This window comes from Leptospira meyeri (genome assembly GCF_004368965.1).
GTDB classification, from domain to species: Bacteria; Spirochaetota; Leptospiria; order Leptospirales; family Leptospiraceae; genus Leptospira_A; species Leptospira_A meyeri.
In genome coordinates this window covers 2,570,922-2,586,612 of record NZ_SORO01000001.1, presented here as the reverse complement: position 1 = coordinate 2,586,612, position 15,691 = coordinate 2,570,922, and the positions used below count along the sequence as shown (strand labels likewise).

The following is a 15,691-nucleotide window of genomic DNA, read 5'->3' as shown; positions in this document are numbered from 1 at the left end:
CTGTCAGAATAAGCGAATCCAATTTTATAGAATAAGGATCTTTATGAATCAAAAACTTGTTTTAAGTGTATGGACGGCAATTCTCTTCGCCGGAAGTTCTCTACTAGCCCAAGAAGCAGACGTAGCCGTAGGCCGGTATTTACCCCCTGAAAAAGACTCAGTCATTGAAATTTTCAAATGTGGTGATAAATACTGTGGTAAAACGGTTTGTATCAAAGACAACGCCTACCCTGAAAAAGAAAAAGATAAAGGTGTTCCAGGTACTCCCTACCTCGATCACAATAATGAAGATCCAAAACTTAGAAACCGTCCCAACTTAGGTATGGTATTTATTACTGGATTTGACTACGTCGGTGAAGGTGTTTATAAAAACGGAAAGATTTATAACCCTCGTGACGGAAAAACCTACTGTGGAAAATTCACTTCTCTCGAAGGTGGAAATCGACTGGATCTAAAGGGAACACTTTGTTCCATTACCTTTATCGGAAAAACAAACAACTGGGTAAAACTTGGTGGTGTGAATCTCGACGACCCTAAATGGGACTGTACGTTTAAAGCTAAAAAATAATTGTAATCATGAAGCACCTGCCCTCCGTTTTGGAGGCAGGTTCTCATTATAATATTTCTAAAAATATTAAATCTTATTTCTTTTCAAAGTCTTTATACAATAAGGAAGGTTGGATGCCTTGGTTGGCTTGGTATTTTCCTGATTTGTATTCGCTGATTTCCCCTTCCACAGTATGATAAAAGATCTGACAGATTTGAACACCTGCATACACACGCAGTGGATGAGTCACTTGGATTTCTAAAGTCCAAAATCCCTTAAACCCAACATCCCCAAATCCAGCAGTGATATGGACAAACATTCCAAGTCTCCCAATGGAAGAACGACCTTCTAACATCGGCACGAGATTGTGTGTCTCAGTAAATTCGATGGTCCTACCTAAATACAACTTTCCAGGTTCTAATAGTAATCCATCATCTGGTATTTTTAAATTTTGAACTGGATTTGGTTTTTTCATATCCAAAGGAAATTCAGAATATACCAAAAGATCTTCATGCAATCGTAAATTATATGAATTTGGATTCAATAGGTTAGAATCATAAGGTTCGATTTTTATATCGTTACCTAGTCGTTTTAAAATTTCTTTTCCGGTTAAAATCACGGATCATTCTCCCTTAAAATTAGGTTTTCTTTTTTCAGCAAACGCCTGTAAGGCTTCTAATCGATCTTTTGTTCCAATCGTTTCAAAATAACATAATCTTTCCCACTCTAGAGCAGATTTCATCGGTAAATCCACCCCACCGCGTAGGGCTTTTTTGGCAGCAGAAACGGCGATAGGTGCAGATTCCGATATCTCCCTTGCTAGAGCAAGAGAAGATTCCCGTAAATGATCAGGTTCAAAAATTTGAGAAACCAAACCTCGTTCCTTAGCCTCTTTTCCAGATAGTTTTTTACCGGAAAAAATCCACTCCATCGCAATTGATTCTCCGACAATCCGAGAAAGTCTTTGTGTTCCCCCTGCCCCGGGAATGATTCCTAGTTTTGTTTCTGTAAGTCCCATTTGCGCCGACTCGCTCGCATAACGAATATCACATGATAATGCCAATTCTAATCCGCCACCAAAAGCAAATCCATTGATTGCTGCAATGGTTGGTATGGAAAGGTTTGATAATTCAGAAAAACATAGATTGATGTCCGTCAAAAATTGTTTTACCTGCAATTCTGACATGGACTTACGTTCTTTCAAATCTGCACCAGAACAGAACGAATCTCCATTTCCGATGATGACGAGAGCACGTGCCCGACCCAACTTAACCTCTTGGATTTTTTCTCTCAGTTCTGCAAGAAGCTGTAAGGAAATGGCATTTTTTGCCTCTGGGCGGCTGAGTTCTATCAATGCTACATAAGTATGGTGGGTTTGGAGTGTGACAGTGTTCATAGAATTTCCTCCGAATGAAAAAATAGAAATGAAATCGGTTTTGTTTTTCCGATAATGGAAGCAACAGTCATGAGAAGGATTTTATACACAATCGGATTCTCACTAGTACTTGGAAACAGTTTTTCATGTAAAACCTCTTCCAATGAAGATCCTCTTGCATCCCTTTTAACCTCTCCACCAGTTGTATCTTCTGTAACTCCACAAATTGGGACGCCAGCCCAAAACAATCTCAATGCCACCTATGCTGCCACTGAAGTTGTGATCAAAGGCGAAAACTTTGGAATCGATCCAGTGATCCGATTTAACGATGTTGTTGCTACGATTAGTCTCAATACAGGAACAGAATTATACACCCGAGTACCAGATGGAGCTTTTTCTGGTTTTATCACTGTATCTAAATCAGGTGGATCTTGTTTACCTAATTCAAAAACGGGTGTTAATTGTGCGGGAATGGAATACTTTATCGACTGTTATACGGTCGCAAATAAACAATATGGTTCCGAAATAGAACTAAAACAAGGTAATAGTTTGTCTATTGAATTTGATGGGCAAGAGACCAAAGCCTTTCATACCGACACCCTGTTATCTTCTAGAAATCTAACCATTGGATGCGAAAGTACAGTCACCGTTAGAGTTTTTGATCGGTCCTGCCGTGCAACAGATTACGTTTTACAAAACGATCCGGTCATCCCATTTCCAGCAGGTGTAGCTACCCAATTCTATCTTACTGCTCAATCAGCAACCTGTAGTTTGGCCCTTTAAACAAAGGGACAAGTCGGTTGAAGTATTAAAAACCGACGAGAAACAAACATAGATTTTTTGAAATTGGTGTGTAGATTTTATTGGATTCCCACCCTCTTGGTTCGTTATCGACCAAGAGAATTACAGGTAGGAATGTGATCAAATTTGGAATTAGTTGGAGTAAAAGATTTCGATTAAATTTTGGCTTGGATCTGCAAAAGTTAAACTCTCTCCAGAGTCCGTACCTTCTGGCCCTTTAATGATCTTAACATTCTTTTCCTCAAGTTCGCTGATGGCTTCTGTGAAATCGTCCACATCCATCACAAAACTGAGGAGAGGAAGAGACCTGTCGGAAACTTCGGCCTTCACCAAACGAATCCGAAACGAATCCAGAGAAAGAATTGCCTCAGTAGCCTTCTTTGTCTCCACTTCGAAGTCAAAAATGTCCCTGTAAAAATCGATAGAGGTGTCGAGCTGGGAGACGGGGATACTGACGTGGCCAATGCCTTCTACAATGATCATAATGGAATTACACCTTCGTGAACTTTTCTGTCATCATGCTTGAAAAACCGGCTTTGTCGAGAAAAAAGCACTCTCTTCAAACAAACTCGAAACTAAAATTTGAATTCCAATTCCAACTTAGGAAAAAAGAATCAAAATATGAATGTATTTCGGATTTCAATCATCGTTTTAGCCATTTTTGCCCTTTCTTGCAAGGAAGAGGTCACTCCTTTTACATCTGCCCACCAAAACCTAGCAGCAAAACTCCTTGCAGAGAACCAAATCCTTCTTGAAGAGTATCTAAAAGACAATCCCAAGCCAGATTGGAAAATATTTTCTGAAGCCCTGGATGCAATGGTTGCCAGTGGACATCCAAAATTAAAGTCTTGGGGAGAAAATCTACGCCCACACCTACCAGCACCAGGTGCAGATTTAGATTCTAGTTACGAAAAAATTTCTAAAATTCAAGAAATATTGATCCAAATCAAAACAGAAGTTCCAAATCAATCTCAGTACAATCGATTTTACTGTCCTATGGTGGATAAATCTTGGTTAATGACGGGAAGAGAAGTTAAAAATCCCTATGCTCCCGAAATGAGAGACTGTGGAGAATTATTGCAGTAGATTATGCCAAAATGTTTTCTAGGTACATCTTTATATGAAGCCTGCCCACCGAGTTGCAGGCATTCATTCGCTAAACAAGACATAGATGAAGATTGTATTGCCAAAAACAAGTTAGAAGCATTTTTACAAGATAGAGTCACTTTTAAAATTGGATTTTCTGCTTTTTCACAAATTCCTGCCAAAACCTTAGAAAAATTCATTTGGACTTCAAAAGACAATCTAGAATTAATTTCATATTTTCTCTATATAGGTGAGCCAACACTTGTCCGTGAAATCATCGAATCTTTTTCTAATCACACATTAAGTTATCTTTTTAAATGTGATTTTGAAAATTACATGAACATTCGAGAATCCATTAAAAGAGAAAAATCCGTTAAACATATGTTTGATATTCGAAGTTTCAAATATTGGACATTTGTTAGTTACTTAAGAATCTGTGATTTAATTCAATATTTTGTTCGTTATCTAAAGGAACCAGAGTATGCTTGTCAATTCATCGTTATTTTACCTTCTGAAATAGTTTCCAATCTAAACAAATACACTGGTTTGGATTTTGAAGAAGAAAAAACATTATACAATGCATTGGGAGATTCCATTTACGAATTGCCATTACAATCGCCTAAAATCTATAACCACATGATGCAATTGTTTGCAGATGATCCAGAAGTTTCGATTATTCTTTCCACCATGGAGGGGCTCATTGAAAGACAACAATTGATTTTGGAAACTACTGAAAAGCTAATCAATTTTATCGGGGAACATCGAATTGATAAAAATTTTCAGTTTATATTTTCTGAAATGGCTGGAATGGAAATTGGTACCGCTTCCGAAATTTTAAATCAATTGTTAGAACGAAAAATGATTACTCCATCCCAAAAACAAATGATTATAGACTTTCTTAACACTGGAAAATTAGAATTATAGAATAAACTAACCTTCGCTAGTTTATTCTATTTATAAAAGTAATCAACCTGCAATTTTTATCTTTTTTGCTAAATAAACGCTAAATAACAAACTGAATACAGAAATCATTCCCACCAGCTCATAATTCACAAGTTGGTTGTCTGCTGATTGCACTAAAATGAGTCCAGCAATATAGGAAGCCGCTCCTGAAGAAATCTGTTGGATGGCAGAGTTCACAGACATAAAACTTCCACGAATTCTTGGTTCGACCGCAGAAGTGATCATTGCAAATGCAGGAACCATCCTTCCAGAAACCAAAATCATAAATAAAGTTGTCAAGGTGAGTACGATAGGCAAAGAAGTTTTTGTCAAAGTGACAACTGCCACAATCGGAATGACTGCGATGATGGAGATAATTTGGTAAACCTTCAGTTTTCCATATCGGTCAGATAATTTCCCGATTAACCGGCTGGTAAAAAAGGTAAAGAGTCCACCAAAAAAGTAAATGTAAGGAAGATCACTCACCGCTAAACCAACGTTAGACACAAGAAAAGGACTGAGGAAGGGAATGACCGTAAATCCGCCAAACATCAAAAAGATCATAAAAATAAATGGAGCCAAGTGATCTTTTTTCGTGATGACTTGTTTTAAAGACTTGAGTTGCGATTGTTTGGGATGGACATCTGAATCCAAATGGTAACGAATCGAAGGTAACACTTTGTAACAAACAGGTAAAATTAAAAAGCCAGCAATTGCTAAGGAAAGGAAAGGGAAATGCCATCCATACTTATTGGCCAAAGACAAACCAATCGGAATTCCAATCACAGAAGCAACAGAAAACGAACTCATCACAACACCAGTGGCAGTACCTCTTCTGAATACAGGAATGATATCTCCAATGATGGAAAGAACAGTGGCTCCAATCATCCCCCCAAATCCACCGGCTACGACTCTGGCAAAAAGTAAAAAACCATAATTAGGAGCAAACGCACAAAGTAAGGTTCCAAAGGAAAACCCAAAAAACAAAACAAGAAGGCTCAATTTACGATCATAAGAATCTAAAAATAAGGCACCTATTAGTCCAAACACTCCTGCGCTGATGGAATAAGAAGAAACAAGCAAACCGAAGGCAGCCGAATCAATTTTGAAACTCTCCATAAAAACGGGTCCGAGTGGCATCATGATGACAAAATCCAGGATGTGTAAAAATTGGAGAGCAGCTAAGATAAAGATGATGGCTCTTTCTTTTTGGATGGTATGAAGCGGATGGGTAAGAGGTTGGCTCATAAAACTAATATTGACCACCCGTTCAAAATTTCCAAAACTATTTAGTTTCGAATTGCCAACTTTTGCATTCAGTCATAAAATTCCCTCTATGAAATACGCGTTAATTACAGGTGCTTCCACTGGACTGGGAAAAGATTTTGCTTTGGCTTTAGCGGAAAAGGGTTACACTCCCGTTTTAGTTGCGAGGAGTGCTGATCGATTGAAGGCATTAGCTGCAGAAATCAAAACAAAATTCGGATTACAAAGTGTCGTCATAACCCAAGATTTGGCCAAACCCAAATCAGCAGAGGTTTTATACAAAGCTGTTAAAAAACTAAAGTTGTCGATTCATTGTTTGGTGAACAACGCAGGCTTTGGTCTCAACGGAGAATTCCATAAAAATTCTTTTGAAAATGAATCCCAATTGATCCAATTAAATGTCACAACTCTCGCAGAACTTTGCCATTTGTTTTTGCAAGATATGGTAGCAGCAAAAGACGGATACATTTTGAATGTTGCCTCCACTGCGGCTTACCAACCAGGTCCATTAATGTCAAATTACTATGCATCAAAAGCGTATGTTCTTTCACTTAGCGAAGGTCTTGCCGAAGAAGTAAGGGATTATGGTGTTACAGTCACTTGTTTTTGTCCAGGACCAACACAAACCGAGTTTTTTGAAAGAGCGAATATGACCAAAATCAATTTAGTAAAGTCTTCCTTTCTCATTATGAAATCTAGAGAAGTGGTTGATATTGGACTTGATGCTTTATTCAGTAAAAAAGTGATCAAAATTCCAGGTTTCGCTAATTTTCTATTGGCGCAGTCGGTTAGGTTCTCGCCAAGATTTCTCGTTCGTAAAATTGCAAAATTTTTGCACCAAGCAGGGTAAATTTGACCGAATTTTCATTTTCAAACAGATTTCATTTGTTAGGCGACTTGGATACAGAAAACCAAATCTATCAAATTAAACAAATTCTCGAAAGTTCTGGAAATGAAATCGTGGATCTAACCAATTCCAATCCTACCAAACTAGGATTGGAATTTCCTCCTTCCGCTTTATCTCATATATTCTCTAATTTGGATATCAGCCAATATGAACCCATAGCGGAGGGAATGGAATCAACAAGACAAACGATTGTTTCCGAATATGAAAAACGTGGAATCCCAATTCGACCCTCGGATCTAATTCTGACAGCAAGCACTTCGGAAGCGTATTCGTATTGTTTCAAACTTTTCACAAATCCAGGAGATGAAATCCTCACACCAAACCCTGGTTACCCACTATTTAGTTTTTTAATTGGTCTTGAAAATCTAAAGGAAGTACACTATCCTCTCAAAGAAGAAAAGGAAACAGGAACCTGGACTTATTCTGCAGAAAGTATTGCCAATTGCATCAGCACAAAAACAAAACTCATTGTCCTGGTGAGTCCAGCAAACCCCACAGGATCTCGAACGACTGCAAAATTCTGGAAAGAATGGGAAGAATTAGGAATTCAAATTCCAATCTTAGTTGATGAAGTTTTTGTCGGTTATGAATTTTCCGGGGAACCACACCAAATTCCTTTGGTCCCAAAATTTCCACTTTTGGTATGCAACGGCCTATCCAAAATGTTAGCCCTCCCAGGGCTCAAACTCGGATGGATCTTAATCAAAAGCCCAGAACCCTTTCGTTCTCAATTTTATAAAAATTTAGGATTTATCGCTGATACTTATCTTTCCGTTAATGCCCCTGTCCAACTAGCAACACCAGAACTCATTCCTTGGAAAACAATGGTACAAAATCGTATCCGAACAAGAATTATGCGAAATTTGAATAGCTGTATCTCTTTTGCCGAAGGATGCCCAAAAATAATAAATACACCGAGTTTTGAAGCTGGTTGGTATTTTTTATTTGAATTTGATATAGAAAAAAAAGATGAAGATTTTGTTTCAGAAATTTTGTCCCAAACAAAAGTTTTTTTCCACCCCGGATCTTGGTATGGACTTTCGCATAACCGCTGCTTTCTTATATTAAGTTTAATTTCTGATGAAATTTCTTTACAACGTGGGTTAGAAGCTCTTCAGGTTTATCTCAAATAATCAATGATGGCAGCTTTTTGAGCCAGGGCATCTGCCTTCCCCAATTCGAAAGTTTCTCTAACACCTTTTGGGTTGGTATAATCAAAAGAAGTAATTGGTAAAGGTTTTGATGGGGTAATCAAATAAGATTTTGCCAATAAGTCTGGGTCTTTTCCTACAATCGTATTCTGTTCATAGTGAATGCCTATGATTTTTGCGTTAGGCGAAAAAGTTTCAATGACCATATTATTTGTTAGTCCTCCATCCAAATAATATTCATCATCTACCGATTGAAAGTCGACGATCGGAGGAATGGAAGAAGAGTTCATAATGAATTGTTCTATCGTTTCGGGATTTACAAAGTCTTTTTCAGTGAAATCAACATCTTCCATATTCCATTTTTTTATCATCTCGGCCGTTCGATTTGCGGGGATACCTTCTGACCGGTCTCGATCATCTAAAATAAAGGCTCGGCCGGTTTCCGAAATCAGACGAGCCAACCGAAACTTATTTTTTAAAGAATCTTCTTTTGGATGTGCTTTTACCGAATGGATCCAAACTTTTGCACCTGATTCTAAAACTTTATCAAACTTCATTCCAAACCGAATGGTTCGACGATACATATCCTCATGAGGGAAAGTGGATTCTCCTCGTAAAAGATTTGAAAAGTGAAAATTCCTTGAGTTTCGTTTTGTGATTTCCTCAAAGTATTCAACCGATTCTTCTTCTGTTTGGGAAAGAATACACAATGCCATTGCAGCACCGGCAGATACACCGGATACTTCGGTGAATCGCACTCCCCATTCACGAAGTGTTTTCCCAACCCCCAATGCGTAGAATGCCTTACAACCACCACCTGCGATGGCGAGTGAGGCATCATAAGATGGAAAAATTTTAACTAGTGTTTGTAATACTTGTTCTCTGACGCCCATACGATCGACAAATTCTAATCCCCTTCCCAACGAAAGCATAGAGTATTATTCTCTCCTAAAAATCTGTCAAAGTATAAACTTGCACGACAATCATCTTCTGTTGCAAGAAAGAAATCGTAACCACCGGCAGGGTATTTGATTTTACAACATCCCTTTTTGTCTTTTCGATCAGGTGGCTGACGAACAGATTTATCTTGGCCTTTCAAATCTCCAAAAGTTGGCGGTAATTCCTGTCTTGATTCAGCAAAACTTTCTGATACGATCAGAAGACCGAAAAGGATAAAAATCAGAAAAATTCGCATTCCGTAAAAATAGACTTGGTTAATGATACACAAGTTCGGCGATTCCTAAAAAAGTCATGAATTAGGTTCAATCGTACGAATTGTATTTCTTATGGATAGGAAATATTTTTCTTTACCCATTTGTTTACTCTTTTTATACTCTCCCCACTAAACATCCTTTGGGGACACCAATGAATAACACAAGACTACAATACCACGCTACGGGAGGGCAACTCTTCGTAATTTTACTGAAGAATATGTTTCTGACCGTTGTAACTTTGGGGATCTATAGCTTTTGGGCAAGAACCAATATACAAAAATTCATGGCAGAAAATTTAGAATGGGCAGGAGAACGTTTTTCCTTCCATGGAACAGGAAAGGAAAGGTTCATCGGTTTTCTCAAGGCATTAGGAATTTTCATCGTCCTGTACATTGGGATTTATATCATTCAGACTATCCTTAATTACATTCCCATCCCTTACTTCGGAATGATTGTAGGTTTTCTTCTGACACTTGGAGTTTTTCTTGCCCTTGTTCCGATCATTGTAGTGGGTGGAAGAAGATATTTAACTTCTCGTACAGGTTACCGTAATCTTCGATTTGGTTTCGATGGGAAAATTTTGGAAGTTGCAAAAATCTACGGAAAAGGGATTCTTTTAACAATTGTTACGTTAGGGATTTACTACCCATGGTTCTTTGCAGAAAAAGAAGCTTACGTCCAAAGCAAAACAAGGTACGGAAATACAAACTTCGGATTTTCAGCTGAAGGTAAGGAAATCTTTTTCCTATATTTAAAGGGTTTCCTTTTGAGCATTGTGACTTTCGGAATTTACTACTCATGGTTTTTAGCCGACATCCAAAACTATATTTGGAACAGAACCAGTTTTCAGGGAAAAAAATTCCAATCGGACATCACTGGTGGAAAAATTTTCGTAAATTTTATCATCGCCTATTTAATCATCCTATTTACCTTAGGGATTGGATTTGCATGGGCTGTGGTTCGTTTGACCAAACTCTTCCTTGAGTCGATTAGTTTGGAAGCAGAGGTTGATTTCTCTACAATCTCCGCTAAAACGGATACAACAGCCAATGCTACAGCGGAGGGATTGGAAGCACTGGCAGAAGCTCTTGAAGGCTTCCTTTCATAAATATTGTTTCAAAATCAAACCTTTACATCCCGATTTTTTAACGGAGTATCAGCAGTCCCTGAGGAAGGGACTGTTCTGATTCACGGTCAAACCATTGATTTTTCTTCTGCAGATACAGCTCATAAACTTAACGTATCTCAATTTACTGAATTTGCACTGACACATAAAGGCTGTAAGTTGGTGTTACGTCCGGATGAAATCCGAGAAAGTCCTGTTTTAGAAATCATTTGCCCAAAAGAAGATGCAAAAAAACTAGAATCACTTTGGATCCAATCAAAAAAAAATCAAAGTCATGCTCATGCTTTTTTTTATTCCATTAGAGAAATGAACCCTCTCGTACTTGGGATTCTCTCGATTTCTATCGTTGCCTTGATTGGTTTTTTTTATTTTAAAGGTCTGGAACTGGTGATCAACCTGATTCCGATTTCTATGGACAAGTCACTGGGGGAATCGGTTCAATTAAAGATGGATGCCCAGTTTCAAGAATGTAATACAAAAGCAACTGACAAATTTTTTGCAGAAGCATTAAAAAGAATCGTTCCCAAAAATAGTCCGCACCAATTCAAGGTCTCAGTGATTGGATCAACCATTCCTAATGCCTTTGCACTTTCCAATGGAAGAATTTATTTTTTTTCTGGATTGTTAAACGAAGCTAAATCACAAGAAGAAGTCATTGGAGTCCTCGCACATGAAGTGGCCCATGTGGAAAAGAGACACCATATGCGAAATCTTGTAAAGGCGGGGGGAACTTCTCTCGCAATCTCATTAGTTGTTGGACCTGGTTTAGGAAATATGGAATTTCTTGAAACATTTACAGAACTTGGCTCAACAATTCTTGTCCTAAAGTTTTCAAGAGATTTTGAAACAGAAGCAGACATTACATCAATTGAATACCTAAAAAACCAGAATCTTTCCCCATCCGGTCTCCTAACATTCTTTAAGCGAATGTCCGAACTTGAAAAAGAAATCACAAAGTCAGATAAAAATCCACCCGAAACAAATGCCAAGGATGACCAAGTAGTTACATCTTCCATTACGGATTTTTTAAGTACCCATCCGGCGACAGATGAAAGGATGAAAACATTGGAGAGATTAATTCAATCAGGAAAAAAAGGTTCGGTCAAAAAAATAGTTTCAGACCAAACCTGGAAAGAAGTTCAATCGGTTTGTTTGGATTTTAAAAATTCCGATTCTAAATAATTGTAGATCTGGCGAAGAGTTTCGCTTAAGCTATGTTTGTTTTTCCAGCCAAGCGATTTTAATTTAGAATTATCTCCATAAACTTTGGATGTTTCGGATGCTCTCACACGTCCGGCATCCACTTCAAACTTGATATCATGACCTGAAATTTTTACTAACTCTTCTACCATATAACGTATACTTCGTTCTTCGCCAGAGCATATATTGTAAATTTCACCTGATTCTCCTTTTTCTATTAAAGTCAGGTAGCCACTGATGATATCTTCGACATGAGAAAAGTCACGAGTTGGAGCTAAATCGCCAACAGAGATCGATGTTTTTCCTAGATGTTTGGCTTCAATGATTTGGGAACAAAAATTAGGTATTACAAACTCCTTACGTTGACCGATTCCAATGTGATTAAAAGGACGAGCGATGACAATGGAAACAAAGGGGCTATAGGCAGAATACTGACGACAATAGGATTCGGCTGCTAATTTACTTCCTGCATAAGGATTCACCGGATTAGGCAATAGAGATTCTTTTAACGGAAGAAGAGAGAGATTTTGTTTTCCGTAAACATCTGCTGAAGAAACATACAACATTTTGCATGGTCTTTGCATCCGATGTAAAAATTCGATTAAATTCAGAGTACCGCCCACGTTAATTTCTTCGGTCTCCCAAGGATTTTCGATGGCAATCGGAACAAAGGCTTGGGCTGCCAAATGGATGAGGATATCTGGTTGAACCTCTTTTAAATTTTTTGCAACAACCTCTCGGTCGCGAATGTCACCTTGAAAACAATGAATTTGGTATTCACCATGCGATTCCAGAGCAGGAAGGAGATAACTGCCGACAAATCCACTGGCTCCGGTGACTAAAGTTTGTTTTTTTTTCATAGAAAAGGGAAATTTCCGATTCGGCTCTAAGATTTAGTTGCCATTCTTCCAATTTTTCAAATCCTCTCAACAAAAGAAAGAAAACTGTGGAAGACAAAAAGAAATTCAATCCATCCCCTTTTCTCGAAGTCCGAGACCCACAGTTGAATGTATCGGAGTTGGTCCAGAAGATCGAATCCAAAATCCCATTGGATCCAGGACAAACTCCCAATTGGAAAGAACTCACGAAGATCAGTTACAAACCGGAATCCCCACAAGGGTTTCGCAAATTTGATCCGGCGGGAACAGCCCATTTATTCGAAAAAGGGATCTCCAGCCCCAAATTTTCCAATCCCAAATTTTGGTTCATCAAAGGACCTATCAAATACATTGTAAATCGCCTAATCTCTGTTTACGGACTCATCGACAAAAAACTATCTGAAAATAGAATTCGTGCCTTTTTTTCAGTTCTCCATGAATTGGTTCGATTAGGAAGACGAATCGAACAAATTGAAAATCGATTTGATGGATTTTACCGCGATCATCTTTTACGTGATTCTTCAGATGAGTTGCCTAACTTTGGTTGGGCGGTCAATTCTTACTTTATAGATGCCGGTTCCAACCCAACATGGAAAGTTGCTTTGGAAGACATTACAAAAACAAAGGGAATTGTCGTTTTGTTTCCCGAATGGGGCGATATTTTAAAACAACTTTCCATTTTGAAAGTACCTTTTCAATGTTTTACATCTAATGAAAGTGAATTTCAATTCATCCAAAGTAAAGTTACTGCAACAGTCCAGTTAGAAAAAAAACTATTTCCCCTTAACCAAATTCTGAGAAAACCAACGGATGTTTTAGTTTACTTACCTCTCAATCGATTTCCGTCCTTTTGGATTGAAAAGATCTTTGCAGAAATTTCGAATTCTTTATCCAGCGGAAGCCATTTGTATTTTTCCGTTTCAACAAAACCAAGTGAAACCAATCGCCCATTCCGAGATCTTCAAGTTTCAGAAATTGACTTTGAGCGTTTGCCGAGTTATTTAGAAACACTCGGTTTTAATCAAGTTCGAGATCTTTCTACAACGGAAGATACAAAAGTATACAAGTATACAAAATTTGATAAATGAATGTTTTTCAACATTTAGATGAGCTGAAGGATTCAGATGGAGTTGGAAATGACGCAATTGGGCTTGCAGAAGTGTTTGTCTCACTTGGATACAAATCGCATTTCATTACAAGATTACCAAGAAAAGGAAAATCATTAAATAGCCAATTTCATCTTGTAAACTCTTTTGATTTTCCAACTAGCAACGATGATATTCATATTTTACATTATGGCGGGGCAGGGTATCCATATTTTCTTTTTCAAAATTTACCGGGTCGGAAAATATTAAGATTTCACAACATAACGCCAGCTAGTTTTTACAAAAGCACAACAACTCCTGAGATTTATTCCTCAATGGAAAAATTTGAATCACTTTCATATTTAGAGATCGCAAGTTTGTCGATATTTTGTGATTCTATTTGGTGTGATTCCGAATTTAATTTCCAAACAATTTCTGGTTACCAATTCAAAAATCCTTATGTCATCCCTATTTGCAAATTATATGAAACAAATTCTAATTTTGATAAAGAGATAAAAAATCACTCTTTGGTTTTTGTAGGACGTTATTCACCGCAAAAAAAATGGGAAGACCTGATCGAATTTTTTTCATACTGGGTCAGGGACTTTCCGGATGCTCAGTGTTTGTGTTTGGGTTCGGTGATTGGTGCTTTTGATGGATATTTTGATAAGTTAACAGATATTGTGCGAAGGAAAAAATTAGAGGGGAAAGTTCTTTTTTTAACTGGCAAAACTGACTTAGAAGTAATTTCAATTCTCCAGGAATCATCTGCCTTTGTTTCAATGAGTGAACATGAAGGTTTTTGTTTGCCGATCTTAGAGGCTTTTGGTTGCGGAATTCCTGTTTTTGCTTATTCTGCTGGTGCTATCCCAGGGACAATGAAAGGTGCTGGTTTTCTCTTTCAAACTAAAGACCACCCTTCTCTTGTGGAAAAACTAAAAGAGTACTTGGCGCAAAGAGATAAATTAAATTCTTTGATTGAAAACCAATACCAAACATTAAAATTTTATAATCAATTTCCATTCCAAGAAGTTATTGCGAACATTCTTAAATTAGGTATCCAATGAATATACATCAATTTTCCGCAGGATTCCAGTTAGGTGATGCGATTTCTCAGGAAATGCTGGAGATAAAACGATTACTTTCTAAGGAAGGATACAATGGTAAAATATTTGCCGAAAATGTATTTTCACATGATCGTAAATATGCAGAAAAACTAACCAAAGCAAATATCAAGCAGGAAGATGTTCTCGTGTACCACCATTCCATTCATAGTGAAGCTTTAGATTTTATTTTAAAATTCCCAAACCGAAAAATTTTAATTTATCACAATGTAACTCCCGAAGATTTTTTTACAGGTTATGATCTCAAATTTTCTTATTTGCTACGCAAAGGTAGAGAAGATTTGGAAATGATTCGTGATATCTTCCATCATTCATTTGCCGTATCAAATTTTAACTTGTTAGAACTCCAAGAACTTGGATTTAAAAATGCAAGATTACTTCCTTTACACTTGAATTTTCAAAAATGGAAAGATGTTCCGCGAGATCTCAAATTAAAAACATTTGTTAATCCTTCCTTTTTATTTGTAGGTCGCATTGCTCCTAACAAACGCCAAGATGATTTGATTCGATTTGCTAGAACGTGGAAATCAAAAATGGGGAATCAATTTTCTATGCGAATGTTAGGATTTTGTAACCCAAACCAACAATCTTATTTAGATGAATTGAATTTTATGATTCATCACTTGGATCTTTCTGAAGAAGTAAAAATTATTTCTTATGTTGATGAAACAATGTTAAAGCAGATCTATTCGGAAAGTAACATGTTTTTGTCGATGAGCGAACACGAAGGTTTTTGTGTCCCGTTAATGGAAGCAATGTATTTCCATTTGCCAGTTGTTGCGTTTGCAGCGGGAGCAATTCCGGAAACATTAAATCATTCAGGAATTCTTTTCGATTCTAAAGATTTTGATTCCCTTGTTCCTTTAGTAGATTCAGTTTTCAAAAATTCGGAATTCCGGACCTCAATCATTGGTGCACAAAATATTAGATTGGATGATTATTTGCTATCTACAAGTATTCTACCTATTCTCGAAGTTGTGAGAATCTAA

Annotated in this window: 18 protein-coding genes; 11 read left to right on the top strand and 7 right to left on the bottom strand. The window is 37.4% G+C overall.

What is annotated here, in order from left to right; genetic code table 11:
- The first annotated feature begins 43 nt into the window (after nucleotides 1-43).
- The gene (locus CLV96_RS12215; RefSeq protein WP_004785397.1) at nucleotides 44-568 is read left to right on the top strand and encodes a DUF2147 domain-containing protein; all 525 of its coding nucleotides are present in this window, start codon (nucleotides 44-46) and stop codon (nucleotides 566-568) included.
- A 73-nt stretch (nucleotides 569-641) separates the two neighbouring features.
- Here the strand turns inward: CLV96_RS12215 and dcd are convergent, their stop codons facing one another.
- Nucleotides 642-1,166, bottom strand: coding sequence for a dCTP deaminase (gene dcd / locus CLV96_RS12210; protein WP_004784529.1), 525 nt, complete (start codon nucleotides 1,164-1,166; stop codon nucleotides 642-644).
- A gap of 3 nt (nucleotides 1,167-1,169) precedes the next feature.
- Nucleotides 1,170-1,943: an enoyl-CoA hydratase-related protein gene (locus CLV96_RS12205; RefSeq protein WP_004787482.1), complete on the bottom strand. Its 774-nt coding sequence runs from the start codon at nucleotides 1,941-1,943 to the stop codon at nucleotides 1,170-1,172.
- 69 nt (nucleotides 1,944-2,012) lie between these two features.
- On the opposite strand from CLV96_RS12205, the gene CLV96_RS12200 reads away from it, so the two are divergent.
- Entirely contained in the window at nucleotides 2,013-2,705 is a 693-nt protein-coding gene (locus CLV96_RS12200) for an LIC10067 family putative lipoprotein (protein WP_004786656.1), read from the top strand.
- 150 nt (nucleotides 2,706-2,855) lie between these two features.
- Here CLV96_RS12200 and CLV96_RS12195 read toward each other — a convergent pair whose 3' ends face one another.
- Nucleotides 2,856-3,206 (bottom strand): VOC family protein, encoded by a 351-nt coding sequence (locus CLV96_RS12195; protein ID WP_004784589.1) that lies wholly within the window; start codon nucleotides 3,204-3,206, stop codon nucleotides 2,856-2,858.
- A 99-nt stretch (nucleotides 3,207-3,305) separates the two neighbouring features.
- Here CLV96_RS12195 and CLV96_RS12190 point away from each other — a divergent pair, with 99 nt between their 5' ends.
- Together CLV96_RS12190 and CLV96_RS12185 are read left to right on the top strand one after the other, a co-directional pair.
- Entirely contained in the window at nucleotides 3,306-3,809 is a 504-nt protein-coding gene (locus CLV96_RS12190) for a DUF3347 domain-containing protein (RefSeq protein ID WP_004786387.1), read from the top strand.
- A gap of 3 nt (nucleotides 3,810-3,812) precedes the next feature.
- The gene (locus tag CLV96_RS12185; protein ID WP_004785449.1) at nucleotides 3,813-4,733 is read left to right on the top strand and encodes a cyclic nucleotide-binding domain-containing protein; all 921 of its coding nucleotides are present in this window, start codon (nucleotides 3,813-3,815) and stop codon (nucleotides 4,731-4,733) included.
- Nucleotides 4,734-4,775: 42 nt separating this feature from the next.
- Here CLV96_RS12185 and CLV96_RS12180 read toward each other — a convergent pair whose 3' ends face one another.
- Nucleotides 4,776-5,999, bottom strand: coding sequence for an MFS transporter (locus CLV96_RS12180; protein ID WP_040917172.1), 1,224 nt, complete (start codon nucleotides 5,997-5,999; stop codon nucleotides 4,776-4,778).
- An 88-nt stretch (nucleotides 6,000-6,087) separates the two neighbouring features.
- Between CLV96_RS12180 and CLV96_RS12175 the strand changes: the two genes are divergently transcribed.
- Nucleotides 6,088-6,867 (top strand): SDR family NAD(P)-dependent oxidoreductase, encoded by a 780-nt coding sequence (locus CLV96_RS12175; RefSeq protein ID WP_004785501.1) that lies wholly within the window; start codon nucleotides 6,088-6,090, stop codon nucleotides 6,865-6,867.
- Nucleotides 6,868-6,869: 2 nt separating this feature from the next.
- Nucleotides 6,870-8,057: a pyridoxal phosphate-dependent aminotransferase gene (locus tag CLV96_RS12170; protein ID WP_004787677.1), complete on the top strand. Its 1,188-nt coding sequence runs from the start codon at nucleotides 6,870-6,872 to the stop codon at nucleotides 8,055-8,057.
- On the opposite strand, the gene CLV96_RS12165 is transcribed toward CLV96_RS12170, so the two are convergent.
- Both CLV96_RS12165 and CLV96_RS12160 read right to left on the bottom strand, forming a co-directional pair.
- Nucleotides 8,045-9,007: a patatin-like phospholipase family protein gene (locus CLV96_RS12165; protein ID WP_004784405.1), complete on the bottom strand. Its 963-nt coding sequence runs from the start codon at nucleotides 9,005-9,007 to the stop codon at nucleotides 8,045-8,047. The two genes, CLV96_RS12170 and CLV96_RS12165, sit on opposite strands and share 13 nt — an antisense overlap.
- Nucleotides 8,983-9,303 (bottom strand): LIC_11321 family protein, encoded by a 321-nt coding sequence (locus CLV96_RS12160; RefSeq protein ID WP_004786613.1) that lies wholly within the window; start codon nucleotides 9,301-9,303, stop codon nucleotides 8,983-8,985. Before CLV96_RS12160 ends, CLV96_RS12165 begins: the two co-directional genes overlap by 25 nt.
- A gap of 137 nt (nucleotides 9,304-9,440) precedes the next feature.
- Here CLV96_RS12160 and CLV96_RS12155 point away from each other — a divergent pair, with 137 nt between their 5' ends.
- A complete protein-coding gene (locus CLV96_RS12155) occupies nucleotides 9,441-10,397 on the top strand; it encodes a YjgN family protein (RefSeq protein ID WP_081581560.1) in 957 nt (318 codons plus the stop codon).
- 3 nt (nucleotides 10,398-10,400) lie between these two features.
- Nucleotides 10,401-11,597, top strand: a complete 1,197-nt coding sequence (locus tag CLV96_RS12150; protein ID WP_004786528.1) for a M48 family metallopeptidase — start codon at nucleotides 10,401-10,403, stop codon at nucleotides 11,595-11,597.
- Here the strand turns inward: CLV96_RS12150 and CLV96_RS12145 are convergent.
- Nucleotides 11,555-12,475 carry a GDP-mannose 4,6-dehydratase gene (locus CLV96_RS12145; protein WP_004785219.1) on the bottom strand — a complete coding sequence of 307 codons (921 nt, stop codon included), beginning with the start codon at nucleotides 12,473-12,475 and terminating at the stop codon, nucleotides 11,555-11,557. The genes CLV96_RS12150 and CLV96_RS12145 overlap by 43 nt on opposite strands.
- Nucleotides 12,476-12,561: 86 nt before the next feature.
- On the opposite strand from CLV96_RS12145, the gene CLV96_RS12140 reads away from it, so the two are divergent.
- From CLV96_RS12140 to CLV96_RS12130, 3 genes are read left to right on the top strand one after another with little or no spacing between them, the layout of a single operon-like run.
- A complete protein-coding gene (locus CLV96_RS12140) occupies nucleotides 12,562-13,581 on the top strand; it encodes an LIC_10202 family protein (RefSeq protein ID WP_004787448.1) in 1,020 nt (339 codons plus the stop codon).
- Entirely contained in the window at nucleotides 13,578-14,645 is a 1,068-nt protein-coding gene (locus CLV96_RS12135; RefSeq protein WP_004787742.1) for a glycosyltransferase family 4 protein, read from the top strand. Before CLV96_RS12140 ends, CLV96_RS12135 begins: the two co-directional genes overlap by 4 nt.
- Complete coding sequence (locus CLV96_RS12130; protein ID WP_004785009.1) at nucleotides 14,642-15,691, top strand: glycosyltransferase; 1,050 nt, start codon at nucleotides 14,642-14,644, stop codon at nucleotides 15,689-15,691. The genes CLV96_RS12135 and CLV96_RS12130 overlap by 4 nt, the downstream gene beginning before the upstream one ends.

Excerpts from the sequence above, each read along its gene's own strand:
- CLV96_RS12215 (WP_004785397.1), top strand. The coding sequence starts at position 44 with ATGAATCAAAAACTTGTTTTAAGTGTATGGACGGCAATTCTCTTCGCC.
- CLV96_RS12205 (WP_004787482.1), bottom strand. The coding sequence starts at position 1,943 with ATGAACACTGTCACACTCCAAACCCACCATACTTATGTAGCATTGATA.
- CLV96_RS12200 (WP_004786656.1), top strand. The coding sequence starts at position 2,013 with ATGAGAAGGATTTTATACACAATCGGATTCTCACTAGTACTTGGAAAC.
- CLV96_RS12195 (WP_004784589.1), bottom strand. The coding sequence starts at position 3,206 with ATGATCATTGTAGAAGGCATTGGCCACGTCAGTATCCCCGTCTCCCAG.
- CLV96_RS12185 (WP_004785449.1), top strand. The coding sequence starts at position 3,813 with ATGCCAAAATGTTTTCTAGGTACATCTTTATATGAAGCCTGCCCACCG.
- CLV96_RS12180 (WP_040917172.1), bottom strand. The coding sequence starts at position 5,999 with ATGAGCCAACCTCTTACCCATCCGCTTCATACCATCCAAAAAGAAAGA.
- CLV96_RS12175 (WP_004785501.1), top strand. The coding sequence starts at position 6,088 with ATGAAATACGCGTTAATTACAGGTGCTTCCACTGGACTGGGAAAAGAT.
- CLV96_RS12165 (WP_004784405.1), bottom strand. The coding sequence starts at position 9,007 with ATGCTTTCGTTGGGAAGGGGATTAGAATTTGTCGATCGTATGGGCGTC.
- CLV96_RS12155 (WP_081581560.1), top strand. The coding sequence starts at position 9,441 with ATGAATAACACAAGACTACAATACCACGCTACGGGAGGGCAACTCTTC.
- CLV96_RS12145 (WP_004785219.1), bottom strand. The coding sequence starts at position 12,475 with ATGAAAAAAAAACAAACTTTAGTCACCGGAGCCAGTGGATTTGTCGGC.
- CLV96_RS12135 (WP_004787742.1), top strand. The coding sequence starts at position 13,578 with ATGAATGTTTTTCAACATTTAGATGAGCTGAAGGATTCAGATGGAGTT.
- CLV96_RS12130 (WP_004785009.1), top strand. The coding sequence starts at position 14,642 with ATGAATATACATCAATTTTCCGCAGGATTCCAGTTAGGTGATGCGATT.